Raw genomic sequence first — 23472 nt, forward strand, 5'->3', positions numbered from 1 at the left:
TTTCCAGGCGAGAGGCGGCGTTCATGGAGAGACGGACATTCCTGCGCGGGTCGGCGGCGGCCGGAGCGGCGATGGCGGCGACGTCCGTGGCTGCGGTGCCGGCCGGGGCTGCGGTGGTGACCGGGTCTGCGGCTGGGACTGGGGCCGCGGCGGCGACCGGAGCTGCCGCGACGGCTGGGACTGCGGCCGGGACTTCGGCTGCGGCGACGCCTGGGGCTGTGGCGGCGACCGGGGCTGTGTCGACCGGGTCGGCGGCGACTGAGGCCGCGGCCGGGCGGCGGCCGTTGCGGGTGCAGGTCGTGTTGTTCGACGGCGTCGAGGAGCAGGACTTCGCCGGTCCCTACGAGGTGTTCTCCGCGGCGGGCATGCACGCGAAGCGCGGCACGGACGTTTCGTACGTGCGCGTGGACGGGCCGGGCGTCGTGCGCGCTTCGTACGGCACGAAGGTGGAGGTCGAGCGCGGCTGGTCTCCGCAGGACGCTGACATCATCGTCGTGCCGGGCGGCGGTTACGGGAAGCGGAAAGGGCCGGGCATCTGGGCGGAGATCGATCGCCGGGTGCTGCCGGACGCGCTTGCCGCGGCGCAGCGCGAAGGGCTGACTTTGGCGTCGCTGTGCACGGGCACGCTTCTGCTTGGCGCGGCCGGACTGGTGCGCGGGCGTCCGTGCACGACGCACCACGGCGCGGTCGAGACGCTTGTCCAGCAGGGCGGCGTGGTCAAGAAAGCCCGGGTGGTCGACGACGGCGACGTGGTCACCTCGGGCGGCATCACGAGCGGGCTGGACCTGGCCTTATGGCTGGTGAAACGGGAACTCGGCTCCGACGCGGCGGCCGGGCTGGAGGAGATGCTGGAGTACGAAGCGCGCGGCGTCGTCTGGACGCGCGGCTGAGTTCCGCCCCGCCGCGGAATCCGGCTCGGGGCGCGGCGGGGAAGTACAGTGCGGGGCATGTCGTCGCCTGCAGTTGTCTGGGATCCGTCGCTGCTGAAGTACGACCTGGGCGGGCAACATCCGTTCAACCCCGTCCGGCTCGACCTCACCGTGCGGCTCGCGACCGAGCTGGGCGTGCTCGACGGCGTCGAACTGCTCGTGCCCACTGCGGCCGGCGACGAGGAACTGCTGCGAGTGCACGCGCCCGAGTACTTGGCCGCCGTGCGGGAAGCTCCGAACGTGAGCTGGGACGTCGGGCATGGGCTCGGGACTGACGACAACCCCGTGTTCCCCGGCATGCACGACGCGACCGCGCTGGTCGTGGGCTCGACGCTGCTCGCCGCACGCAAGATCGCCGACGGCGAGGTGCGGCGGGCAGTCAACATCGCGGGCGGGCTGCACCACGCGATGCGCGATCACGCGTCCGGGTTCTGCATCTACAACGACTGCGCGATCGCCATCTCGTGGTTGCTCGACCACGGCTTCGACCGCATCGCGTACGTCGACACCGACGTGCACCACGGCGACGGCGTCCAGGCCGCGTTTTACGACGACCCGCGCGTCCTGACTGTTTCGATGCACCAGCACCCGTTCACGCTCTGGCCCGGCACCGGCTACTCCGCCGAGGTCGGCAAGGGCAAGGCGGCCGGCACGGCGGTGAACATCCCGCTGCCGCCGCACACTCGGGACCCCGGATGGCTGCGCGCGTTCGACGCGGTGGTTCCGGCTGTGCTGCAAGAGTTCCAGCCGCAGCTGCTCGTCACGCAGTGCGGGGTCGACTCGCACGAGGAAGACCCGATGGCGGACATGTCCCTGTCGGTCGACGGACACCGCACCATCTACTCCACCCTGCGCGACCTGGCCGAACGCTACGCGAACGGCCGCTGGCTGGCCGTCGGCGGCGGGGGATACCAGCTGATCCGCGTGGTGCCGCGTTCGTGGACGCACCTGATGGCGACCGTGCTGGACCGCGACGTCCCGCCGGAAACGCCGCTCCCGCCCGGCTGGGTCTCGACGGTCACGCGCGCGGCCCCGGCGGCCGAACTTCCCGCCGCGATGACCGACGGCAAGGACACCGCCTTCAAACCGTGGGGCGACGACGCGGACGACCCGGTGGACATCGCGATCCGCGACACCCGCCGCGCGATCTTCCCGCTGCACGGCCTCGACCCGGACGATCCGAGGGACTGACCATGCCCGACCAGCCTCGCCATCCCGGCGAAAACTCCGGCACTTCCGACCCCGGTGGCCCTGCTCCCGGCGCCCGCGGGACGGGCGAGTCCGGCGGCACCTTTGCCCGCGACGCCGGTTACCCAGCGGGCAGGCCCGCCGCGGCCGGACCGGCGGAGCCTGGCCGCGCTTCCGCAAGGGACAGCGCCGGATCGCCTGGTTCGGCCGCCGACGGCAAGCACGGAGAGAGCGGTTTGCCAGGCGAACCCGAACGGGGCGGCGAGCCGGGCGAGTCCGGCGGGTTTTCCGCTCCGCACCCGGCCGCGGATGGGCGAGCGGCGTCGGAACAGCCTGATTCCGCGGGGAATTCCGCTGCGCACGGCCCAACAGCTGGCGAAGCTGCGGCAGCACACCCCGCCCCCAGCGGGAAGCGCGATCCCTACGACTACCCCCGCGATTGGGAAGCCGACGTCGTCCTCTCCGACGGCGGCACTGTCCACTTGCGACCCGTCGTGCCCAGTGACGCCGACGGGCTCGTCGCTTTGCACGGCAGGCTTTCTGAGCGCACGCGGTACTTCCGGTACTTCGGCGCCTACCCCCGCATCCCGCCGCGGGATCTTGAGCGGTTTTCCACTGTGGACCACCACGATCGGGTCGCGTTCGTCGCTTTGCTCGGGGACGACGTGGTCGCGGTGGGGCGCTACGAGCGGCTCGATCAGGGGCCTTCGGCGGAGGTCGCGTTCGTCGTCGACGACAAGCATCAGGGGCGCGGGCTCGGGTCGATTCTGCTGGAGCACCTCGCGGCGGCGGCGTCGGAAAGCGGGTTGCGGCGGTTCGTGGCCGAGGTGCTGAGCGAGAACGCGGCGATGGTGCGCGTGTTCCGCGACGCGGGCTATCAGGTCAGCCGCGCGATCGAGGAAGGCGTGCTGCATCTCGAGTTCGACATCGACCCCACGGAGGAATCGCTCGCGGTCGCGCGGTCGAGGGAGCAAGCCGCGGAGGCGCGGAGTGTGCACAATCTGCTCCATCCCGACACGGTGGCGGTGATCGGGGCGTCGGCGGATCCCACCAAGGTCGGGCATGTCGCGTTCGCCAACATGCTCGCGGCCGATTTCGCGGGGGCCGTCTATCCGGTCAATCCGGAGCATCGGTCGGTTCGCGGGGTGCGGGCGTATCCGTCGGTGCTGGACATTCCGGATCCCGTCGATCTCGCGTTGGTGGCGGTGCCCGCGGAGGCCGTCGAATCGGTGCTGGACGCTTGTTTGGCCAAGGGCGTCAAGACGCTCGTGATCGTGTCCGGCGGGTTCGCCGAGTCCGGGCCGCTCGGGTTGCACGCGGAGTTGCGGCTGGTCGGCGAGGCGCGGGCGCACGGGATGCGCGTGGTCGGGCCGAACGCGCTGGGCGTGCTGAATACCGCGAAGGACGTCCGGCTGAATGCGACGCTCGCGCCGCGGTTGCCGAAGCGGGGGCGGACTGGGTTCTTCTGTCAGTCGGGGGCGCTCGGAACAGCGATTCTCGCCGACGCGGGATCGCGCGGGCTCGGGTTGTCGACGTTCGTGTCGGCGGGCAACCGGGCGGACGTGTCCGGCAATGATCTGCTGCAGTATTGGGAAACCGATCCGGATACCGACCTGGTGCTGCTGTATCTGGAGTCGTTCGGCAACCCGCGGAAGTTCGCGCGGCTCGCGCGCAGGTTGGCGCGGTCGAAGCCGATCGTGGCGGTGAAGTCCGGGCGGCACGCGGTGCGGCCGCAGCTCGCGGCGACCTCCGCGGAGGTCGACGAGGCCAGTGTGCAGGCGTTGTTCGAGCAGGCCGGGGTCGTGCGGGTCGAGTCGCTGGCGCAGTTGTTCGACACGGCGCTCGTGTTCGCGCATCAGCCGTTGCCGGCGGGGCCGCGGATCGGGATTGTCGGGAACTCCAGTGCGATCGGGTTGCTGGCCGCCGATACCGCCCGCGCGGAGGGGTTGCGGCTGGCGTTCGATCCGGTCGACATCGGCCCGCAGGCTGGGCCGGACGAGTTCGCGACGGCGGTGCGCGAGGCGTTGGATTCGCCGGAGACGGACGCGTTGATAGCGGTCTTCGCTCCGCCGGTGGCGATTCCTGGGGCTGCGTACGCGCGGGCGTTGCGCGAAGCGGTGTCGGAGATGAAGCAGTCGAAGCCGATCGTCTCGACGTTCCTCGCCGCGGAAGGCGTACCGGACGAGTTGGCGGTGTTGTCCGATGACGGGGTGCCGACGCGCGGGTCGATTCCGTCGTATTCGAGTCCGGAGCGCGCGGTCAACGCGTTGGCGCGCGTGGTGCGGTACGCGGCGTGGCGGCAGCGGCCGCAGGGGACCTTGGTGCGGCCTGGCGGATTGCATGTCGAGCAGGCACAGGAGATCGTGCGCGAGTTGTTGCCGGAGGACGGCAGTTCGACGCTGTTGTCTGACGACGACGTGGTGCGGTTGCTCAGCTGTTACGGCGTGGATGTGGTGCCGTTCCGGGTGGCGTCCAGTGAGAGCAAAGCGGTGGCCGCGGCGGCTGAACTTGGGTATCCCGTCACGCTCAAGGCCGTCGACGAGCGGCTGCGTGGAAGGCCGGACTTCGCTGGCGTACGGCTTGACCTGATGTCCGAAGACTCCGTACGCGGTGCGTACCGGGATCTGTGTGCGGTGTCGGGCGACGAAGACGTGTACGTGCAACAGATGGCGCCGAAGGGGCTGTCGTGCGCGATCGGGCTACAGGACGACCCGTCGTTCGGCACGCTTGTGTCGTTCGGGCTGTCCGGGTTGGTCAGCACGCTGCTCGGGGACCGCGCGTACCGGGCGGTGCCGTTGACCGACGTCGACGCGGCGACGCTGATCCGTGAGCCGCGTACGTCGCCGTTGCTGACGGGGTACCGCGGTGACGAGCCCGCGGACCTTGCGGCGTTGCAGGACATGGTGTTGCGCGTGGCGGCGCTTGCCGAGGACAACCCCGAGGTGCGGTCGTTGGCGTTGGATCCGATCCTCGCGTCGCCGGACGGGGCGTTCGTCGCCAACGCGCGGCTGGTGGTGGGCGCGCCGCCGACGCGGCCGGATACCGGACCGCGTCGGCTGCGGCACATCACGCCGTTGGACTGACCACCAGTTCGCCGAGGCCCAACAGCTGTTCGGTCGCGCCGCCGCTGGTGAACTCTAGGCGCTTCGCGGCGGCGAAGTAGCGGTGGACAGGGTGCTCGACGTCGATGCCGACGCCGCCGTGCAGGTGCACCGCGGTGTGCGCGACGCGGTGTCCGGCTTCGGCGGCCCAGAACTTCGCCGTGGCCACGTCAGCGGCGGCGGGCAGGCCTTCGGAGAGCTTCCAGGCTGCTTGCCACAGCGTCAGCCGTACGGCTTCGACGTCGATGTACGCGTCGGCGAGACGGTGTCGGACGGCCTGGAAGCTGCCCAGCACCTTGTCGAACTGCTTGCGCTCGCGCGTGTAGTCGGCGGTCAGTTCGAGCGCGCGTTCCAAGACGCCCAACTGTTGCGCGCAAGCGCCGAGAGTGCCGCGAAGGCGCAGCTGTTCGCCGACATCGCCGAGAGCGACTCCGGGGGTGTCGGAAAGTGTCACCAAACCCGCGTCGGCGTGGTCGGTCGTGGACTGCGCCTCGATAGAGACACCAACAGCGTCCTTCTCGACGATGTACACGCCGTCGTTGGCTTCGACGAGTAAGGCGTCCGCGAAGGCTGCGAAGGGGACAGCGGTCTGCGTACCGGTGAGGCGTCCGTCTGAAGCGACGAACGAACCGCCCAGCGCGACAGCGAGTACGGCCTTGCCGCGCGAAACCGGCAGCAGCCATTTCTCAGCCAGCAACGGATCGGTGAGCACCGAACCGGCCTGGACGACCGACGACAGATAGGGGACCGGAGCGACCGCGCGGCCGATCTCGATCAGGACAGAACACTGTTCCAGCAACCCGAAACCGCCGCCGCCGACTGTCGAGGGCAGGGCGGCGTCGAGGACTCCGGAACGGGCTAAGACCGTCCATAGTGGAGCATCGAAGCCGCCGGAGCCGTGCGGGCCCAGCGATTCCGCGGTGACCTGGTCGCCGAGAATGCGCCGGGCAAGGGCGGAGAGGTCGTTTTGTGCTTCGGTGAGAGAGAAGTCCACCGGGAGAACTCCTAACGCGTCACGGGCTGGCCGAGGGCGGTGGCGGCGACGATGTCGCGCTGCACCTCGTTGGTGCCGCCGCCGAAAGTGAGGATCAACGCCGAACGGTGCAGCCGTTCCAGCCGTCCCGCGAGCACCGCGCCGGGGGAGCCGTCGCGCACCACGGCGGCCGCGCCGACCACCTCCATCAGCAGCCGGTACGCCTCGATCGCCATCTCGGTGCCGTACACCTTGGTCGCCGACGCCTCGGCCGGGCCGAGTTCGCTGGCAGCGGCGGCCCAGGCGATCTTCCAGTTCCGCAGCTTCAGATACTCCGCGTAGGCGTGCACGCGCGCGAGGTGCGTCCGGACCCACTCGCGGTCCGTCAGCGACTCCGCGCGAGCCCATTCCACGACGTCGGCCAGCGCTTTCCGCACCGGTGCGGCAGAGGTCAGCGCGACGCGTTCGTGGTTGAGCTGGTTGGTGATCAGCGGCCAGCCCGCGTTCTCCTCGGCGACGCGCGACGTGACCGGCACGCGGATGTCGTCGTAGTAGGTCGCGCTGGTGCCGGGGCCGGCGACGGTGTGCACCTTCGTCCAGGAAAAGCCCGGCGCGGAGGTCGGCACGATCAGGATCGACAGGCCCTTGTGCTTGCGCGCCTCCGGATCGGTGCGCGCGGCGAGCCACACGTAGTCGGCGTACTCGATCAGGCTGGTCCACATTTTCTGCCCGTTGACCACGTACTCGTCGCCGTCGCGGGTAGCCCGCGTGCGCAGCGAGGCGAGGTCTGTGCCCGCGCCCGGCTCGGAGTAGCCGATCGCGAAATGCAGCTCGCCGGCGGCGATCTTCGGCAGGTAGAACGCCTTCTGATCCGGCGTGCCGAAGCGCATGATCGTCGGGCCGACCGTGTTCACCGTCAGGAACGGCACCGGCACCCCGGCGATCGCCGCCTCGTCGGTGAAAACCAGCTGGTCGAGCATGCTCCGGTCCTGGCCGCCGTACTCGCGCGGCCAGCCGAGCGCGAGCCAGCCGTCCTTGCCGAGCTGCCGCACGATTTCCTTGTACGCCAACCCGTCGCCGTACTCTCCGCCCGGCGCGGCGAGACTTTCCCGCCGTGCCGGAGTCATCAGTTCGGCGAAGTATTCCCGCAGCTCAGCGGCCAGTGCCTGCTGCTCGCTCGTATAGTCGATCCGCACCCGTCACCTCCACCCCGCCGGTCTCGTTGTGGTGTCGTACCGGGCCCCGGCGGTAAGCTAGAACCTGTTCTAGTTGTACCAGGAGCGGCGAGCGGGAGGAAGCATGGAGGTCAGTGTCGACCGGACGCTGTGCGAGGCCAACGCGGTGTGCGTGGGGTTCGCGCCGGACGTCTTCGATCTCGACGACGACGAGAACCTGGTGATCGGCCCGGTTCCGGAGGACGAAGTAGAACGTGTTTCGCAAGCGGTGACGAACTGCCCGAAGAACGCCCTGTTCACGACCGGTTGATCGGGGCTTGCTCAATACGAGAACAGATTCTAGTCTGTGCTTCGTCAGGCAGGCTTCGACGAGGAGGCTCGCGGGTGAAATCGGCCGCAGGGAACACGTACGACGACCGGGCTGGGGCGATTCGATGACGCTCGAGGGCAAGGTCGCTGTCGTCACCGGAGCCGGAGCGGGGCTGGGCCGGGCCGAAGTGCTCGCGCTGGCCCGCGAAGGCGCGTCCGTGGTGGTCAACGACATCGGCGAGGCGACGGACGTCGTGGCCGAGATCGAGAAGCACGGCGGCAAGGCGCTCGCGGTGGCCGGGGACGTCTCCTCGGCCGAGACCGCGAAGGAACTGCTGTCGGCGGCAGTGGGCCACTTCGGCAGCCTCGACATCGTCGTGAACAACGCGGGTGTGCTCCGCGACCGGATGCTGTTCTCGATGTCCGACGAGGACTGGGACAAGGTCATCGCGGTACACCTGCGCGGGCATTTCCTGCTGTCCCGCAACGCCGCCGCGTACTGGCGCGATCGCTCCAAAATGGAGGGACAGCCGGTGTACGGCCGGCTGATCAATACCGCGTCCGAGGCGTTTCTGGTCGGTTCGCCGGGCCAGCCCAACTACTCGGCGGCCAAGGCGGGCATCGCGGCGCTCACCATGTCCGCGGCGCGTGGACTGGCGAAATACGGCGTGCGCGCCAACACGATCTGCCCGCGCGCCCGCACCGCGATGACCGCGGATGTCTTCGGCGAAGCACCGGAAAACGGGCTCGATCCGTTGTCGGTAGAGCACGTTGCTCCGTTTGTCGCATTCCTTGCCTCACCGGACGCGGACGCCGTCAACGGACAGGTTTTCGTCGTCCACGGCGGCATGGTCGCGTTGCTGAAGCCGCCGTCGGTGGAGGAGCGGTTCGACACCGCGAACGGCGCCTGGACCACCGGCGAACTCGCCGCGACCGTCGGCGCGCATTTCGCCGATCGCGACCCGGAGCGGATGTTCGCCGCGACCGATCTGCTTTCGCTGCCCTGAACCCGGAGGACGCATGACCGACGACCGGTTGGCCGGCAAAGTCGCCCTGATCACCGGAGCAGCACGCGGCCAGGGCGCGGCGGCCGCGCGCGCGTTCGTCGCGCAGGGCGCGAAGGTGGTGATCGCCGACGTCCTCGACGACGAAGGCAAGCAGCTCGCCGCCGAACTCGGCGAATCGGCCTTGTTCTGCCACCTCGACGTGAGCGACGAGGACGGCTGGACGGCCGCGGTCGAGGCCACGGTCGCCGCATTCGGGCCGCCGACGGTGCTGGTCAACAACGCCGGGGTGCTGTACTTTTCGGAGCTCGCGAAGACGCCGCTGGCCGAATACGAACGCGTCGTGCGGATCAACCAGATCGGGGCGTTTCTCGGCATGCGCTCGGTCGTTGAACCGATGGCGGGGGCCGGCGGCGGCTCCATCGTCAACGTGTCCTCTGTGGAGGGTCTGGCCGGGATGCCGTTTCTCGTCGCCTACACCGCGACCAAGTTCGCGATCCGCGGGATGACCAAGGTCGCCGCGCTGGAGCTGGGCGCGCGCGGGATCCGGGTCAACTCGGTGCATCCGGGCATGATCGACACGAAAATGGTGTCCGACGCCGCGGGCGCGGACGTGGACGTGTCGTGGGTGGGCAAGAAGGTCGCGCTCGGCCGGGTCGGCCGGGCGGACGAGATTGCCCCGCTGCTGGTGTTCCTCGGCAGCGACGAGAGTTCGTATTGCACCGGCAGCGAGTTCGTCGCCGACGGCGGAGCGACCGCTACGCACGCGTTGAAACTGTGATCGGTGCTGGTGGGCCTAGGGTGACGGCTGGGGGCTGAAGGGACGGGAGTGAACACCGCTAACCGAAATCGGCGGGCGGGGATGGGCAAGACTCGGGGGTGACTACTGGGAGGTGCGGTGGGCGGAAGCGGCTCGGTCACTCTCCCGGGCACCGCGGCGCTGACTCAGGTCGGCAGGCTCGCCACGCTGTCCTGGGAGGTCCTGCGGGCGATTTTCAAGCGTCCGTTCCAGTTCCGCGAATGGATCCAGCAGTGCTGGTTCTTCGCGAGCGTGACCATTCTTCCGACGGCCTTGGTCGCGATCCCGTTCGGCGCGGTCATCGCGCTGCAGCTGGGATCGCTGACCACGCAGATCGGCGCGCAGTCCTTCACCGGCGCGGCCAGCGCGCTCGCCATCGTGCAGCAGGCGAGCCCGTTGATCACCGCGCTGCTGGTGGCCGGAGCGGGCGGCAGCGCCGTCTGCGCTGACATCGGCGCGCGCAAGATCCGCGAAGAGATCGACGCGATGGAAGTGCTCGGGGTCAACCCGATCCAGCGCATCGTGGTGCCGAGGGTGCTCGCCGCGATCGTGGTGTCAGTGCTGCTCAACGGCCTGGTCAGCGTGGTCGGCGTGCTCGGCGGCTACTTCTTCAACGTGGTCCTGCAAGGCGGCACGCCCGGCGCGTACCTGGCCAGCTTCAACGCGCTCGCCCAGGTGCCGGACCTCTGGATCAGCGAGATCAAGGCGTTCCTGTACGGCTTCGTCGCGGGCGTGGTCGCCGCGTTCCGCGGGCTGAACCCGGCGGGCGGGCCGAAGGGCGTCGGCGACGCGGTGAACCAGGCGGTGGTGATCACCTTCCTGCTGCTGTTCCTGATCAACGTCGTGCTGACCGCCGTGTACCTCAAAGTCGTGCCCCCGAAGGCGTTGTGACATGACGGCCGAACCGATCGAGCAGACCCGCGCGTCCGACCGGACGCTGGAGATCATCGCGCGTCCCGGCGCGAGTCTCGAAGGACTCGGGAAGCAGCTTTCGTTCTACGGCCGGGCGCTCGCCTGGTCGCCGCGCACGATCCGCCGCTACGGCCGGGAAACCACGCGGCTGCTCACTGAGGTCTGCTTCGGCACCGGCGGCCTCGCGGTGATCGGCGGGACGCTCGGCGTGATGATCGGGATGACGCTGTTCACCGGTCTCATCGTGGGCCTGCAAGGCTATTCGGCGCTGAACCAGCTCGGCACCGCCGCGCTCACCGGGTTCATTTCGGCCTACTTCAACACCCGCGAGGTCGCGCCGCTGTCGGCCGGGCTCGCGTTGTCGGCCACCGTCGGCTGCGGGTTCACCGCACAGCTCGGCGCGATGCGGATCTCCGAAGAGATCGACGCGCTCGAAGTGATGGCCGTGCCGAGCATGCCGTACCTCGTCACCACGCGCGTGCTCGCCGGCGTCACCGCGGTGATCCCGCTGTACGCGGTGGGTCTGCTGTCCTCGTATCTCGCGTCGCGGCAGATCACCATCTGGCTCTACGGCCAGTCCGCGGGCACCTACGACCATTACTTCACGCTGTTCCTCCCGCCGGAGGACGTGCTGTGGTCGTTCGCCAAGGTGATCGTGTTCAGCGTGCTGGTGATCCTTTCCCATTGCTATTACGGCTATACCGCGTCCGGCGGCCCGGCCGGGGTGGGCATCGCGGTGGGCCGCGCGGTGCGGACGTCGATCGTGCTGATCTCGGTGCTGGACTTCTTCCTGAGCCTCGCGATCTGGGGCGCGAACACGACAGTGCGGATATCCGGATGAGTACTCGTCGAGAATTGCGCAAACGGCTCCAGTACCAGCTGCTGGGCCTGGTCTTCCTGGTCGTGGCGGCGTTGTTCTTCACCACCACGATCGCCGCCTACCGCAAGGTCTTCACGCCGGTGACGCTCGTGAAGCTGGAGACCGACCACGTCGGTAGCCAGCTGCGCGTCGGCGGCGACGTGAAGGTGCGCGGCATGCTCGTCGGCGAGATCCGCGACGTGCGGCCGGTCGGCGACCACGCGGAGCTGGAACTGGCGCTGCAGCCGGACAAGACCGACGTGATCCCCTCGAATGTTTCGGCGCGGCTGCTGCCGAAAACGCTGTTCGGCGAGCGGTACGTCGCGCTGCAGCTGCCCGAGCAGGCGCAGCGGCCGATCAAGGCGGGCGACGTCATCCCGCAGGACCGCAGCAGCACCGCGATCGAGCTGGAGCAGGTCCTCAACCACGTCATGCCGCTGCTGCAGGCGGTGCAGCCGGAGAAGCTTTCGAGCACGCTCAACGCCGTGTCCACCGCGCTCGACGGACGCGGCAAGAAGCTCGGCGAGACGCTGACCCAGCTGTCGGACTACCTCGGCAAGCTCAACCCCTCGCTGCCGGATCTCAAGGCCGACATCACCGGGCTGGCCAACGTTTCCGGCATCTACGACAAGGCGGCGCCGGACGCGCTGCAGGCGCTGTCGGACCTCACCACGACGACCCAGACCATCGTGGAGAAACAGCGGGGCCTGACCGACCTGTACTCCTCGGTCACCGGCACCGCCACCGACCTGACGCGCTTCCTGGAAGTCAACAAGGACAACATCATCCGCCTCACCACCGCCGTGCAGCCCACGCTCGACGTGCTCGCGAAGTACGCGCCGGAATACCCGTGCCTGTTCAAGCAGCTCGCCGGGACGGTGCCGAACGCGGAGCTGGCGTTCGGCAAGGGCACCGCGCATCCGGAGGTCAGCCGCGTGACGATCGAGTTCTCGGCGAGCCGCGGCAAGTACCTGCCCGGCGTCGACGAGCCGAAGTACGACGACAAACGCGGCCCGCGCTGCTATCCGCAGGTGCCGAAACCCGGGCACTGGCCGCAGTATCCGCCCGACGGCGCGGTGAAGGACGGGGCGAGCAAACCCGCTCCGCCGCACAATCCGGACGGGACGCTGCCCAGCGACTTCACCAACGGCCCGCTGCCCGGCGGGTCCGGCTCGACCGGCGGCGCGCCGAGCATCGTCGGGTCGGCCGACGAGCAGAAGCTGCTGGACCTGCTGGTCTCGCCGACGCTGAACACCACGCCGGACAACGTGCCGGGCTGGTCGGGGCTGCTGGTCGGGCCGCTGTACCGCGGGGCCGAGGTGGAGCTGAAATGAGGTCGTTCGTTCCCGCGCTGATCAAGATCGGCATCTTCGCCGTGGTCACCGTGCTGCTCACCGGGGTCCTCGCCACCACGATCGCGAACACGAACTTCGGCAACACCGCGTCCTACGTCGCGAAGTTCACCGACGCGTCCGGGCTGCAGGCCGGCGACGACGTGCGGATCTCCGGCGTGAAGGTCGGCCAGGTCGAAACCATCGGGGTCGACCAGGGCGAGCAGAACTACGCCGAGGTGCGGTTCCTCGTCGAATCGGCGTACAAGCTGCCCTCGCTCGCCACCGCGACGATCAAGTACCGCAACCTCGTCGGCCAGCGCTACCTCTCGCTCGGCACCGACGTCAGCGGCGGAGACATGCTGTCCCCCGGCGACACGATCCCGCCCGAGCGGACCAAACCGGCGCTGAATTTGACCGTGCTGTTCAACGGGTTCAAGCCGCTGTTCAAGGCGCTGGACCCGAAGGAGGTCAACCAGCTTTCCGCCGAGATCGTGCAGGTGTTCCAGGGCGAGGGCGGCACGATCACCAGCCTGCTGTCGCACACCGCGTCGATCACGTCGGCGATCGCGGGCAAGGACAAGGTGATCGGGCAGGTCATCGACAACCTCAACCAGGTGCTCAGCACGGTCAACGCGCGCGGCCCGCAGCTCGGCGACCTCGTCGACCAGACGCAGCGGCTGGTGAGCGGCCTGGCCGAGCAGCGCAAGCCGATCGGCGACGCGGTGGGCGCGCTGGGCGACCTGACCAACGCGACCGCCGGGCTGCTCGCGGACGCCCGGCCCGTCGTGCAGCAGGACGTGGCCCAGCTCGGGAAGCTGTCGAACAACCTCAACGATTCGCAGCCGCTCATCGAGCACCTGCTGCAGGTGCTGCCGGGCAACCTGGAGAAGTTCACCCGGACCCTCAGCTACGGCAGCTGGTTCAACTACTACCTGTGCGGGATCGAAGGCACCATCGGCATTTCCTCGCTGGACGTGACGCTGCCGATCGTTCCGGTCCCCGGCACCGAACGCGCGCCGAGGTGTGGCCCGTGAAACGACTCAAGGATCGAAACCAAGCCAGCGTCGGCGCGGTGACGCTCGTGCTCATCGTGCTGATCACCGCCGTGACGTACTTTTCCGACAGCATCCCGATGTTCGGCAACGGCACCACCTACACCGCGGCGTTCGCCGAGTCCGCCGGGCTCGCGCCGGACAACGAGGTGCAGGTGGCCGGTGTCAAGGTCGGGCAGGTGACTTCGGTGGAGCTGGGGCACAAGCAGGTGCTCGTGAAGTTCCGGGTGAAGGGCGTGCGGGTCGGCGACGCGTCCACGGCGTCGATCGAGATCAAGACGCTGCTGGGGGAGAAGTACCTCGCGCTGGACACGAAGGGCGGCGGCACGCAGACGCCCGGCGACACGATCCCGGTGCAGCGCACGCGGACGCCGTTCCAGCTGCAGGACGCGTTCAACCAGCTGTCCACCACGGTCGGCGACATCGACACCAAGCAGCTCGCGCAGAGCTTCACCGCGCTGTCGGATTCCCTCAAGGACAGTCCGCAGTACTTGAAGGACACGCTGTCCGGGCTGTCGGCGCTGTCGAAGACGGTGTCCTCGCGCGACGCCGATCTGCACGCGCTGCTGTCCAACACGAGCAAGATCTCGAAGACGCTGTCCGACCGGAACGCCCAGCTGCAGCAGGTGATCAGCGACGGCAATCTGCTGCTGACCGAACTGCAGCAGCGCCGCGAACAGATCAGCACGCTGCTCAAGGGCACGCAAGAGATCTCGAAGCAGCTCTCCGGGCTGGTCGCGGACAACCGCACGCAGATCGGGCCGACGCTCGCCGCGCTCGGGAAGGTCACCGACGTGCTGCAGCGCAACCAGGGCAACCTCGACCGGAGCCTGCAGCTGATGGCCCCGTTCGCCCGGGTCGGCGCGAACGCGACCGGCAACGGGCGCTGGTTCGAGGGGTACCTGTGCGGGCTGCTGCCGCCGACGATCACGGCGGGCGGGATCTCGATCAACCCGGAGGGCTGTACCCCGCCGATCTCCGCACCTGACCAGGGGGTGGGTGGACGATGACTGTCGAAACGCGCGCTGGGCGCAGTTTGGTTACCTGGCTCGGATTCGCTTGTGTGGCAGCGCTTTTGCTCACGGCGGGCGTCTACTTCGCGCTGCGCGACACCGGCGGGACGAAGATCTCGGCGTACTTCGGCAAGACCGTCGGCCTGTACGCCGGTTCGTCCGTGCGCGTGCTGGGCGTCGCGGTCGGCGAGGTCACCGCGGTGACGCCGGAAGGCCAAGCGGTGCGCGTGGACATGAAGGTCAACGACGACGTCCCGATCCCGAAGGACGTGGGCGCGGTGGTCGTTTCGCCGAGCCTGGTGAGCGACCGGTACGTGCAGCTGACCCCGTCGTACGACAGCGGCCCGACGCTCGCGAGCGGAACCGTGCTGGCGCGCGACAAAACCGCGACGCCGGTCGAACTGGACGACCTCTACGCGAGCCTCGACAAGCTGTCCACCGCGCTCGGACCCAACGGGGCCAACAAAAACGGCGCGTTCTCCGACCTACTGGACACGGCCGCGGCCAACCTCAAGGGCAACGGCAAGGACCTGAACTCGACTGTCACCCGGCTCGCCGATCTGGCCGGCACTCTCGATGATTCCAAGGACGACCTGTTCTCCACGGTGAAGAACCTGAACTCCTTCACCTCCGCACTGTCCCAAAGCGACAGCCAGCTGAACGAGTTCTACCAGCGGCTCGCGGACGTCAGCGGATTCCTCGCCGACGATTCGCACGACGTCGGCGCCGCGCTCGATTCGCTGTCCACGTCGCTCGGGGACGTCAAACAGTTCGTGGCGGACAACAAAAACGGGCTTTCGTCCAATGTTGCCAAACTGGCGTCGCTCACCAAGGTGCTGGTGGACCAGCGGGCCTCGCTCGCCGAGGTGCTCGACATCGCCCCGGTCGGCGCGACGAACTTCATCAACACCTACGACGCGGCGTCCGGCACGATCGCGGTGCGCGACAACCTGAACGAGATCACCAACCCGCCGATCCTCACCATCTGCCGGCTGATCAGCGCGGGCACGCCGAAGCCGTTGCCGGACACGCTCGGCAACATCTGCAAGAAGCTCGCGCCGGTGCTCGACGGCACGCTCAAGCTGCCGTCCATCCCGCAGGCGCTGAACTCGCTGCAGAACGGCCAGCTGCCGCCGTTGCCGCTTCCGCTGACGGACGTGCTGACGCAGAAACCCGGAGGTGGCAAGTGAAACGCCTCCGCAAACGGCTGGCGGGCGTGCTCGCCGGAGTGCTGGTGCTCGCCGGGTGCAGCGACGGCGGGTTCAACGGGCTGTACTCGACGCCCTTGCCCGGCGGCCCGGACGTCGGCGATCATCCGTACCACGTCACCGCGCTGTTCACCGACGTGCTGGACCTGGTGCCGCAGGCGAACGTGAAGGTGAACGACGTCGCGGTCGGCCGGATCGACCGGATCGCGCTCACGCCGGACACCCGGTCCGCGCTCGTGTCGATGACAGTGAACGGCGACGTCCAGCTGCCCGCCAACGCGCGCGCCGAACTGCGCCAGTCCAGTCTGCTCGGCGAGAAGTTCGTGCAGCTGAGCGCGCCGACCGCGGAGAAGCCGTCCGGCAAGCTCGCCGACGGGGCGCAGATCCCGCTCGGGCGCACGAACCGCAACCCGGAAATCGAGGAAGTGCTGGGCGCGTTGTCGTTGCTGCTCAACGGCGGCGGCGTCGACCAGCTGCAGAACATCAGCCACGAACTCAACGACGCGCTGTCGGGCAACGAACCGCAGATGCGCGCGCTGCTGTCCCGAGTGGACGAACTGGCCACCCAGCTGGACGGGCACAAGGGCGAGATCCTGCGCGCGATCGACGGGCTGGACAAGCTGTCGACCACGCTCGTCGGGCAGAAGCAGAACCTCGCCACCGCGCTGGACAAACTCGCGCCGGGGCTGAAGATCGTCGCCGACCAGCGCGACCAGCTGGTGGCGATGCTGAATTCGCTGAACAAGCTGTCCGGCGTCGCGGTCGACACGGTGAACCGCAGCCGGGACCAGCTCGTCGCGAACCTCAAGGCGCTGGAGCCAACGCTGCGCCAGCTCAGCGCGGCGGGCAAGGACCTGCCGAACGCGCTGCGGATCCTGCTCACCTACCCGTTCCCGGACTACGCGGGCAACGTGATCAAGGGCGACTACGCGAACGTCGACGCGCGGATCAACCTCGATCTCGACAAGCTGGTGCAGAACTTCACGAACTCGTCGCAGCCGCCGTTCCAGCTGCCGACGCCTCCCTCGACCGGGGGCGCGCCGCCCGCCGCCGGGCAAGGGACGCCGCAGCTGCCGCAGCTCCCGTTGCCGCTGCCCAACACGCCGGCGACGGGCGGAGCGAAACCGGGCTTGGGCGGGTTGCTCGGCGGTCTGCTGGGAGGCGGCTGATGAACACGCGCAAAGTCCGGATCCAGCTGCTGGTGTTCTTCGCGATCGCGATCGTCTCGGTAGCGTACGCGGGCGGGCACTACGCCGGTCTCGACCGCATTTTCGGCAACCGCGGGTATCACGTGACGCTCAAGCTCGCCGACTCCGGCGGGGTTTTCGTCAACTCCGAGGTCGCCTACCGCGGCGTCACGGTCGGCCGAGTCGGGGCCATGACGCTCACCCCGCAGGGCATCGACGTCCGGCTCGACATCGACTCCGGCGGCCCGGACATCCCGTCCGCGCTGCACGCGCAGGTCGCGAACCGGTCGGCGGTGGGGGAGCAGTTCGTGGACCTGCTGCCGGACCGCGAATCCGGCCCGTACCTCGAGGACGGCGCGGTGATCACGCAGGACCGCACGTCGCTGCCCGCGACGCCGGATTCCGTGCTGACCCACCTCGACGGCCTGGTCGCGAGCGTCCACCCGGAGTCGTTGAAGACCGTGGTGGACGAGACGTACGACGCCTTCGCCGGTTCCGGACCGCAGCTGCAGAAACTGCTGGACAGCACCAGTTCTCTCACCGCGACGGCCGCACAGTACGTGCCGGACACGCAGGGGTTGCTGGCGAATTCGCGCACGGTCTTCGCGACGCAGGAGCGGCAGGCGCAGAACATCACGGCGTTCGCGTCCGGGCTGAAGACGATCACCGGGCAGCTGAAATCGTCGGATCCGGCCATCCGCAAGGTGATCGACGAGGCTCCGCAGCTGAGCAGGCAGATCAGCGACGTGCTCGCGACGTCCGGGACCGACCTCGGCGTGCTGTTCGCGAACTCGCTCACCACCGCGCAGGTCACCTCGATGCGGAAGGACGCCATCGAGGAGCTTTTGGTGGCGTATCCGGTGATCTCGGCGTTCTCGCCGACGACCTCGCCGGACGGCACCGGGCATCTGGGCGTGGTGTTCAACTTCTTCGACCCGCATTCGTGCACGAAGGGGTACGAGGGCACGAAACAGCGTCCGGCCAACGACACCAGCGAAGCGCCGGTCAACATGAACGCTTACTGCGCGGAGCCGCCGGGAAGCCCGACTGAGGTTCGGGGGGCGCAGAACGCGCCGTACGCGGGGAAGCCGCCCGCGATTCCGGCCGCGCCCAAGGCTTCCGCGCCTTCGGACCAGGGTTCGCAGCAGCAGTTGCCGGGCTTGCTGGGGCAGTTGACCGCGCCGCTGAAGGGCGGGCTCGGGGCGTTGCTGGGCGGTTCGTGATGGCTGTTGATACCGCGGAAACTGATGACGCTGCCGACGAGGTCGTTGCGGGTCAGCCCTTTCTGAGCGGACGGGTGCTGACCGCGCTGACCGTAGTCGCGGTCCTGGCTGCCGCGTGGTTCGGCTGGTCGTGGTGGAGCGCGGCGCAGGACGACAGCCTCGCCCGCGGCCGGGCACGGGACGCCGTGCTGGCCGCCGCGAGCACGAGCCTGGTCACGCTCAACACGATCGACTACCGCACGAGCGCGGTCGACGTGGACCGCTGGATCGCCGCGACCACCGGGCAGTACGGCAAAGACCTTTCCGGCGACCGGCAGATGCAGATCGACCGGGCCAAGCGCGCCAAGATCGTGTCGACAGCTTCGCTGGTGCAAGCCGCTGTCACCGACCTTGATCCTTCGGCAGGCACGGCAAGGTTGATCGCGGTCCTGAACGTCCGCGTGAGCACCGGCGATGGCGCGCCCTCGGCGAAACAGGCCCGCCTGGCCGTGGACTTCGCGCGAGACAGCGACGCGTGGAAGATCGGCGCTGTCCAGGCGGTGGGCTCGTGAACCGGCGGACGATCACCGCTGGCGTGGCCGCGGTCGCGGTGGCGTGCGCCGTGTGGTTCGGCGTGCAAGCGTCGCTGCTGCAACCCGAAGACGACGAAGCGATGGTCGACCCGGTCGCGACGGCGCAGGTCACCGACCAGGTCAGCGCCGCGGTCAAGGCGGTCTTTTCTTACGACTACGCGAACCTGGACCGCACCGCTCGCGCCGCGGGCGACGTCCTCACCGGCTCAGCGGTGGGCCAGTACCAAAGCCAATTCGCCGCGGCCCGCCAACGCGCGACGAACGAGAAACTCGTCCGGACGACGACCGTCCGCGCGATCGGAGTCCGCTCCCTGCACGGCGATGACGCGAGCCTGCTGCTTTTCCTTGACCAGCAAACGATCCTGCCGGGCGGCGGTGCCCCGCAATCGTCGGTGGGGCAGCTGTCCGTGACCGCGCATCGCACCGACGGACAGTGGAAGATCACCGCGCTGGATCCGCTGTAACCGTCCGGCCGAGCAGTTCGCCGACCTCTCGGGCGAGGGCCACCGACGCCTCGATCTCGACCTTGCGGATCGACACGCTCTCCACGAGGAAGCCGAACGGCATGCCGAGCTTGCGGCAGAAAGCGGCCAGGTCGCGGGCGGTGGCCAGGCACTGCTCGTAGGACTCGGCCAGCGTGTCGTCGGCGTGGCGCAGGGAATTCTCCAGCCAGCGCGGGACGTGGACGCCGAGCCACTTGAGGAACGCCAGCGTTTTCGCCGACCCGCAGACAGACAGGGTGAACAGGACAGGCTTGGGTTCGAGCTGCTGGTCGCGGCAGGCGTAGAAGTAGTCGGAGACCATGCTTTTGGCCGCGTCGGCGCTGTAGACCACCTGCGAGATGAAGTACGCGCAGCCGGCCTGCTGCTTGGCGATCAGCCGCAGGTGCTCGTCGGGCCGCTCGGTGATCGCGACGCCGCCGAGCAGCAGGTCCGGCCGGACTTCGCGGCGCAGTTCCTGGGCCTCGGACAGGCGGGTGTGGACGTCCTTGCCCTTCGAGGAGGCCCCGACGAAGACGGACAGCACCCGTTCGGTGTCGGCGGTCCGCAGCCAGCTCCGCAGCTCGTCCCCGGGGTACTTGCCGACGCACCGGTAGATCACCGCGGGCCGGTCCCACTCGCTGAGATAGTCCGCGTGGTAGGCGGCCGGGTCGAGGGTCGGCAGGTAGGGGAACGGCCGCTCTTCGGGATTGCGGTCGCTCTCGTCGTCGATGTCGTAGAGGGCGAGGCCGTCGACGTCGAGGTCGCCAAGCCGCGCGAGGGTGGCGGCGGTGATCTCCCGGATCCGCTCAGGGGAGGTGCTGAGGCGCGGCGGGGTGATGCCGAAGAGCAGCACGCCGCTGCCGGAGTCGGTCAGCTTGGCCCGGAGAGTGTGGTCCGCCATGAGGCGGAAGTTAGCAGCCGGGGCCGTCGGGTCGCGGCCCGGCGCTGGATCACTGTGCCCTGCGCCGCGCTGTACGTGAGGGGAACCCTGAGGGAATCAGAGTCCCTCAGGGTTCCCCTCACGTACGCGAGCAAGCGGTCATGCGGGTGCAGACCGGGCCTCTATCCCGCGAACGGACCGCCAGCCCCGAACACCTGCTTGGCGAACCTTTCCCCCGCGACCCGATGCGTAGCCGCGTCCGGATGGAGTTCGTCGGGCAGCGGACGCGCGGCGAAATCCCCTTCCCCGTACAGCGAAAGCCCGTCCACGTAATACAGCCCCGGATCCTCCCGCGCGGTCACGATCCGCGCCAGCTCCTCCCGGATCACCTTCAGCGTCAGCTTCCCCTCCGCCACGGCAGCCGGATCCCCGGTCGCCTTGAACCGGAGCGTTCCGGCGCTGAAGACCGGAGCACCCGGCCCCGGCGTGTCCTCGTGGATCGGGCACAGCCAAGGCGAGATCACCGCCAGCGGGACATCCGGATGCCCCTCCCGGATCGTGTCCAGAAAACCGTGCACGGCCGGGCTGAAAGCGCGCAGCCGCATCAGGTCGGCGTTCACCACGTTGATTCCCAGCTTCACGCTGATCAGATCGGCGGGCGTGTCCCGCATCGCCCGTGCGGTGAACGGGTCCAGCAGCGCGCTCCCGCTGAAGCCCAGGTTGATCAGGTCCACCCCGGCCGCCGCGGCGGCGAGCGCGGCCCACGTCTGGGACCCGCCTGCCGCTCCGGTGCCGTGGCTGATCGAGCTGCCGTGGTGGAGCCAGGCGCGCCGTGCGGGCGGCAGCGGAGAAATCGGGGCGGTGGTGCGAAGCGCGGCCAACCGGGTGGTTTCGTTGTGCGGCAACCAAATCTCGACGTCCTTGACCCCCGAGGGCAGGTCGGAGAACCGGACCGTGCCAGGTGGGCCGGGGCGGGTTTCGCTGGATCCGGTCATCATGTCGAGGGTCAGTTCGTCGCCGCCGGACACCGTGGCGGAACCGGCTGGGCGGCCGTTCAGCACCAGGTCGTAGACGCCGTCCGGCAGCGGCGGCAGGCCGACGTAGCCGACCTTCGTGCGGTGGGTGTCCAGTTCGATGGCGGTCGATTCGGTGCGGAACGCCAACCGCACGCCGGACGGCTGGGACTCGGCCAGCGCGAGCCTGCTGTCGGTGTTCTGCGCCCGTGCCCGTGCGGTCAGCCGGTGCGGCAGCAGGCCCTGCGGCGTGCGTTCCAGCTCAAGTGCACCGCGCACGAACTCTTCGCCGATCTCGGTGGTGATCCACTGCATGCCGCCGAGTCTGCCGTCCCGGTCCGCGCGCCGCCAACGGGATTCAGCCGTCCCAGACCTCGGCGCCCTGGCGCAGCACCGCGACCGGGGCGGCTCCGGCGGACGGCCACAGGTCCAGCACGTACCGGAAATGCTCGCCGAATTCGTGGTCGTGCCATTCGGCGTCCGGCGGGCCGCTTTCCACATAGGACACTCGGACCCGGTACCGGCCGGGCGGGACCGCGATCCGGTGAACCTGGCGCTCGTAATCGGCGGGACCGGCCAGCGTCGCCTCGCCGCCGGGGACGTCGAGATCGGCTTCCACCACGTGGGACGCGTCCGGCCGCACCGAGGGCGCCGCCCCAGCGACCGACACGTCGACCTCGACCCAATCGGAGCGCGCGGTCGCCACGGAGAGCGACGACGGCTCTACCGCGACGCGGTGCGCGGACACCGCCTCGTCGGTCCATCCGCCGTCGCCGGGACGCCAGGCGTCCTTGTCCCGCAAGGAGAACTGCCGTTGCTCGGCATGCACCAGGTACCGCACGGCACCCACGCTAGCCCACGCGAGCCGGGGGTCACCCGAACTGGCTTGCGCGAGCGGTTTAGCGTGGTGGTATGACCACAGCTCCTGTCGACGTCGACACCGCCCGTCGCGACTACGCTGCGCTGGTCGAGCGCGGCCTGTCCCTGGACATCACCCGCGGCAAGCCGTCGCCCCGGCAGCTCGACCTCTCCGCAGATCTCCTGACGCTGCCGAACGGCCAGCACAAGGCCGAGGACGGCACCGACACCCGCAACTACGGCGGGCTCAAGGGGCTGCCGGAGCTGCGCCGCATCTTCGCCGGCGCGCTGCAGGTGCCGGTCGAGCAGCTGTTCGCGGCGGGCAACTCCAGCCTGGAGCTGATGCACGACACCATCGCCCAGGCGATGCTCAGCACCCTGCCGGGCGCCACGCGCCGCTGGGCCGACGAGCCCCGGATCGCGATGCTGTGCCCGGTGCCCGGCTACGACCGGCACTTCGCGCTCGCCGAGCGGTTCGGCATCGAGCTGATCCCGGTGCCGATCACCGAAACCGGCCCGGACATGGACGTCGTCGAGCAGCTCGTGGCCGACGACGCCGCGGTCAAGGGCATCTGGTGCGTGCCGAAGTACTCCAACCCGACCGGCGTCACCTTCAGCGCCGAGGTCGCCGGGCGGCTCGCCGCGATGCCCACCGCCGCGCCGGACTTCCGGATCATCTGGGACAACGCCTACGCGGTGCACCACCTCGCCGACGACGAGCCGGAGCTGGCCGACATCCTCACGCTCTGTGCCGAGGCCGGGAACCCGGACCGCGCGTTCGTGTTCGGCTCCACTTCGAAGATCACCTTCGCCGGTGCCGGCGTCGGGTTCTTCGGCGCGTCCGAGGCGAACCTCGCCTGGTGGCAGAGCGTGCTGAGCAAGCGCACCATCGGCCCGGACAAGGTCAACCAGCTCCGCCACGCGCTGTTCCTCAAGGACGCCGACGGCGTCCGCGCGCTCATGCGCAAGCACGCCGAGCTGATCGCGCCCAAGTTCGCCGCCGTCGAGCGCATCCTCTCCGAGGAGCTGGCCGACCTGGCGACCTGGACCAAGCCGACCGGCGGGTACTTCATCTCGCTGACCGTGCCCGAGGGCACCGCGAAGGAGGTCGTGCGGCTGGCCAAGGAGGCGGGCGTCGCGCTGACCCCGGCCGGGGCCACCCACCCGCACGGCGACGACCCGGCCGACGCGGTCATCCGCATCGCGCCGACCTTCCCCGAGCTGGCCGAGGTGGAGGAGGCCGTCCGCGCCCTCGCCGTCTGCGTGCGGCTCGCGGTCGCGCAGCGCGCCTGAGCACTGGTTCCGTGGCGGCCCCCCCCCCCACGGGGGGGGGGGGCCGGGGGGATAGAGGGGGGGGCGGTGGGGGGGTTTTTTTCAGGAGGGGGGGGGGCGGGCCCCGGC

22 protein-coding genes are annotated in these 23472 nt (G+C 69.3%); 17 read left to right on the top strand and 5 right to left on the bottom strand.

The window, feature by feature from the left end:
* Nucleotides 1-23: 23 nt before the first annotated feature.
* Genes ACFXI3_RS21755 through ACFXI3_RS21765 form a run of 3 tightly spaced genes read left to right on the top strand, consistent with a single transcriptional unit; the run spans nucleotide 24 to nucleotide 5200 of the window.
* Complete coding sequence (locus ACFXI3_RS21755; RefSeq protein ID WP_378401642.1) at nucleotides 24-890, top strand: DJ-1/PfpI family protein; 867 nt, start codon at nucleotides 24-26, stop codon at nucleotides 888-890.
* A 57-nt stretch (nucleotides 891-947) separates the two neighbouring features.
* The gene (locus tag ACFXI3_RS21760; RefSeq protein WP_378401644.1) at nucleotides 948-2120 is read left to right on the top strand and encodes an acetoin utilization protein AcuC; all 1173 of its coding nucleotides are present in this window, start codon (nucleotides 948-950) and stop codon (nucleotides 2118-2120) included.
* Between the two features lie 2 nt (nucleotides 2121-2122).
* Nucleotides 2123-5200 (top strand): GNAT family N-acetyltransferase, encoded by a 3078-nt coding sequence (locus tag ACFXI3_RS21765; RefSeq protein WP_378401646.1) that lies wholly within the window; start codon nucleotides 2123-2125, stop codon nucleotides 5198-5200.
* On the opposite strand, the gene ACFXI3_RS21770 is transcribed toward ACFXI3_RS21765, so the two are convergent.
* Nucleotides 5184-6212 (bottom strand): acyl-CoA dehydrogenase family protein, encoded by a 1029-nt coding sequence (locus ACFXI3_RS21770; protein WP_344267897.1) that lies wholly within the window; start codon nucleotides 6210-6212, stop codon nucleotides 5184-5186. The two genes, ACFXI3_RS21765 and ACFXI3_RS21770, sit on opposite strands and share 17 nt — an antisense overlap.
* 11 nt (nucleotides 6213-6223) lie before the next feature.
* Nucleotides 6224-7387 carry an acyl-CoA dehydrogenase family protein gene (locus ACFXI3_RS21775; protein WP_378401648.1) on the bottom strand — a complete coding sequence of 388 codons (1164 nt, stop codon included), beginning with the start codon at nucleotides 7385-7387 and terminating at the stop codon, nucleotides 6224-6226.
* 103 nt (nucleotides 7388-7490) lie between these two features.
* Between ACFXI3_RS21775 and ACFXI3_RS21780 the strand changes: the two genes are divergently transcribed.
* From ACFXI3_RS21780 to ACFXI3_RS21840, 13 genes are all read left to right on the top strand, one after another.
* Nucleotides 7491-7676, top strand: a complete 186-nt coding sequence (locus ACFXI3_RS21780) for a ferredoxin (protein WP_378401650.1) — start codon at nucleotides 7491-7493, stop codon at nucleotides 7674-7676.
* 124 nt (nucleotides 7677-7800) lie between these two features.
* Nucleotides 7801-8682 (top strand): 3-oxoacyl-ACP reductase, encoded by an 882-nt coding sequence (locus tag ACFXI3_RS21785; RefSeq protein ID WP_378401652.1) that lies wholly within the window; start codon nucleotides 7801-7803, stop codon nucleotides 8680-8682.
* A 13-nt stretch (nucleotides 8683-8695) separates the two neighbouring features.
* A complete protein-coding gene (locus tag ACFXI3_RS21790; protein ID WP_378401654.1) occupies nucleotides 8696-9460 on the top strand; it encodes a glucose 1-dehydrogenase in 765 nt (254 codons plus the stop codon).
* A 117-nt stretch (nucleotides 9461-9577) separates the two neighbouring features.
* A complete protein-coding gene (locus tag ACFXI3_RS21795; RefSeq protein ID WP_344267887.1) occupies nucleotides 9578-10369 on the top strand; it encodes an ABC transporter permease in 792 nt (263 codons plus the stop codon).
* 1 nt (nucleotide 10370) lies between these two features.
* Entirely contained in the window at nucleotides 10371-11231 is an 861-nt protein-coding gene (locus ACFXI3_RS21800; protein ID WP_009075203.1) for an ABC transporter permease, read from the top strand.
* Complete coding sequence (locus ACFXI3_RS21805) at nucleotides 11228-12583, top strand: MCE family protein (RefSeq protein WP_378401656.1); 1356 nt, start codon at nucleotides 11228-11230, stop codon at nucleotides 12581-12583. The genes ACFXI3_RS21800 and ACFXI3_RS21805 overlap by 4 nt, the downstream gene beginning before the upstream one ends.
* Nucleotides 12580-13617, top strand: a complete 1038-nt coding sequence (locus ACFXI3_RS21810) for an MCE family protein (RefSeq protein ID WP_344267881.1) — start codon at nucleotides 12580-12582, stop codon at nucleotides 13615-13617. Before ACFXI3_RS21805 ends, ACFXI3_RS21810 begins: the two co-directional genes overlap by 4 nt.
* Complete coding sequence (locus ACFXI3_RS21815) at nucleotides 13614-14645, top strand: MCE family protein (RefSeq protein WP_344267879.1); 1032 nt, start codon at nucleotides 13614-13616, stop codon at nucleotides 14643-14645. The genes ACFXI3_RS21810 and ACFXI3_RS21815 overlap by 4 nt, the downstream gene beginning before the upstream one ends.
* Nucleotides 14642-15838 carry an MCE family protein gene (locus tag ACFXI3_RS21820; protein WP_378401659.1) on the top strand — a complete coding sequence of 399 codons (1197 nt, stop codon included), beginning with the start codon at nucleotides 14642-14644 and terminating at the stop codon, nucleotides 15836-15838. The genes ACFXI3_RS21815 and ACFXI3_RS21820 overlap by 4 nt, the downstream gene beginning before the upstream one ends.
* Nucleotides 15835-17025, top strand: coding sequence for an MCE family protein (locus ACFXI3_RS21825; protein ID WP_378401661.1), 1191 nt, complete (start codon nucleotides 15835-15837; stop codon nucleotides 17023-17025). The genes ACFXI3_RS21820 and ACFXI3_RS21825 overlap by 4 nt, the downstream gene beginning before the upstream one ends.
* A complete protein-coding gene (locus ACFXI3_RS21830; RefSeq protein WP_344267873.1) occupies nucleotides 17025-18266 on the top strand; it encodes an MlaD family protein in 1242 nt (413 codons plus the stop codon). The genes ACFXI3_RS21825 and ACFXI3_RS21830 overlap by 1 nt, the downstream gene beginning before the upstream one ends.
* A gap of 62 nt (nucleotides 18267-18328) precedes the next feature.
* Complete coding sequence (locus ACFXI3_RS21835) at nucleotides 18329-18817, top strand: hypothetical protein (RefSeq protein WP_378401697.1); 489 nt, start codon at nucleotides 18329-18331, stop codon at nucleotides 18815-18817.
* A complete protein-coding gene (locus tag ACFXI3_RS21840; RefSeq protein ID WP_378401663.1) occupies nucleotides 18814-19302 on the top strand; it encodes a hypothetical protein in 489 nt (162 codons plus the stop codon). The genes ACFXI3_RS21835 and ACFXI3_RS21840 overlap by 4 nt, the downstream gene beginning before the upstream one ends.
* Here the strand turns inward: ACFXI3_RS21840 and ACFXI3_RS21845 are convergent.
* From ACFXI3_RS21845 to ACFXI3_RS21855, 3 genes are all read right to left on the bottom strand, one after another.
* A complete protein-coding gene (locus tag ACFXI3_RS21845) occupies nucleotides 19280-20221 on the bottom strand; it encodes a methylenetetrahydrofolate reductase (protein WP_378401664.1) in 942 nt (313 codons plus the stop codon). The genes ACFXI3_RS21840 and ACFXI3_RS21845 overlap by 23 nt on opposite strands.
* 161 nt (nucleotides 20222-20382) lie before the next feature.
* Entirely contained in the window at nucleotides 20383-21528 is a 1146-nt protein-coding gene (locus tag ACFXI3_RS21850) for a GDSL-type esterase/lipase family protein (protein ID WP_378401666.1), read from the bottom strand.
* A 43-nt stretch (nucleotides 21529-21571) separates the two neighbouring features.
* On the bottom strand, nucleotides 21572-22054 hold the full coding sequence (locus ACFXI3_RS21855) for a hypothetical protein (protein ID WP_378401668.1): 483 nt from the start codon (nucleotides 22052-22054) through the stop codon (nucleotides 21572-21574).
* A 71-nt stretch (nucleotides 22055-22125) separates the two neighbouring features.
* Here ACFXI3_RS21855 and ACFXI3_RS21860 point away from each other — a divergent pair, with 71 nt between their 5' ends.
* Nucleotides 22126-23364 carry an aminotransferase class I/II-fold pyridoxal phosphate-dependent enzyme gene (locus ACFXI3_RS21860; protein WP_378401670.1) on the top strand — a complete coding sequence of 413 codons (1239 nt, stop codon included), beginning with the start codon at nucleotides 22126-22128 and terminating at the stop codon, nucleotides 23362-23364.
* Nucleotides 23365-23472: the final 108 nt, after the last annotated feature.

It is taken from the genome of Amycolatopsis sp. NPDC059235 (assembly GCF_042754125.1).
Lineage (GTDB): Bacteria > Actinomycetota > Actinomycetes > Mycobacteriales > Pseudonocardiaceae > Amycolatopsis > Amycolatopsis albidoflava.

Excerpts from the sequence above, each read along its gene's own strand:
- ACFXI3_RS21765 (WP_378401646.1), top strand. The coding sequence starts at position 2,123 with ATGCCCGACCAGCCTCGCCATCCCGGCGAAAACTCCGGCACTTCCGAC.
- ACFXI3_RS21760 (WP_378401644.1), top strand. The coding sequence starts at position 948 with ATGTCGTCGCCTGCAGTTGTCTGGGATCCGTCGCTGCTGAAGTACGAC.
- ACFXI3_RS21860 (WP_378401670.1), top strand. The coding sequence starts at position 22,126 with ATGACCACAGCTCCTGTCGACGTCGACACCGCCCGTCGCGACTACGCT.
- ACFXI3_RS21830 (WP_344267873.1), top strand. The coding sequence starts at position 17,025 with ATGAACACGCGCAAAGTCCGGATCCAGCTGCTGGTGTTCTTCGCGATC.
- ACFXI3_RS21820 (WP_378401659.1), top strand. The coding sequence starts at position 14,642 with ATGACTGTCGAAACGCGCGCTGGGCGCAGTTTGGTTACCTGGCTCGGA.
- ACFXI3_RS21780 (WP_378401650.1), top strand. The coding sequence starts at position 7,491 with ATGGAGGTCAGTGTCGACCGGACGCTGTGCGAGGCCAACGCGGTGTGC.
- ACFXI3_RS21785 (WP_378401652.1), top strand. The coding sequence starts at position 7,801 with ATGACGCTCGAGGGCAAGGTCGCTGTCGTCACCGGAGCCGGAGCGGGG.
- ACFXI3_RS21805 (WP_378401656.1), top strand. The coding sequence starts at position 11,228 with ATGAGTACTCGTCGAGAATTGCGCAAACGGCTCCAGTACCAGCTGCTG.
- ACFXI3_RS21755 (WP_378401642.1), top strand. The coding sequence starts at position 24 with ATGGAGAGACGGACATTCCTGCGCGGGTCGGCGGCGGCCGGAGCGGCG.
- ACFXI3_RS21800 (WP_009075203.1), top strand. The coding sequence starts at position 10,371 with ATGACGGCCGAACCGATCGAGCAGACCCGCGCGTCCGACCGGACGCTG.
- ACFXI3_RS21845 (WP_378401664.1), bottom strand. The coding sequence starts at position 20,221 with ATGGCGGACCACACTCTCCGGGCCAAGCTGACCGACTCCGGCAGCGGC.
- ACFXI3_RS21810 (WP_344267881.1), top strand. The coding sequence starts at position 12,580 with ATGAGGTCGTTCGTTCCCGCGCTGATCAAGATCGGCATCTTCGCCGTG.
- ACFXI3_RS21790 (WP_378401654.1), top strand. The coding sequence starts at position 8,696 with ATGACCGACGACCGGTTGGCCGGCAAAGTCGCCCTGATCACCGGAGCA.
- ACFXI3_RS21850 (WP_378401666.1), bottom strand. The coding sequence starts at position 21,528 with ATGCAGTGGATCACCACCGAGATCGGCGAAGAGTTCGTGCGCGGTGCA.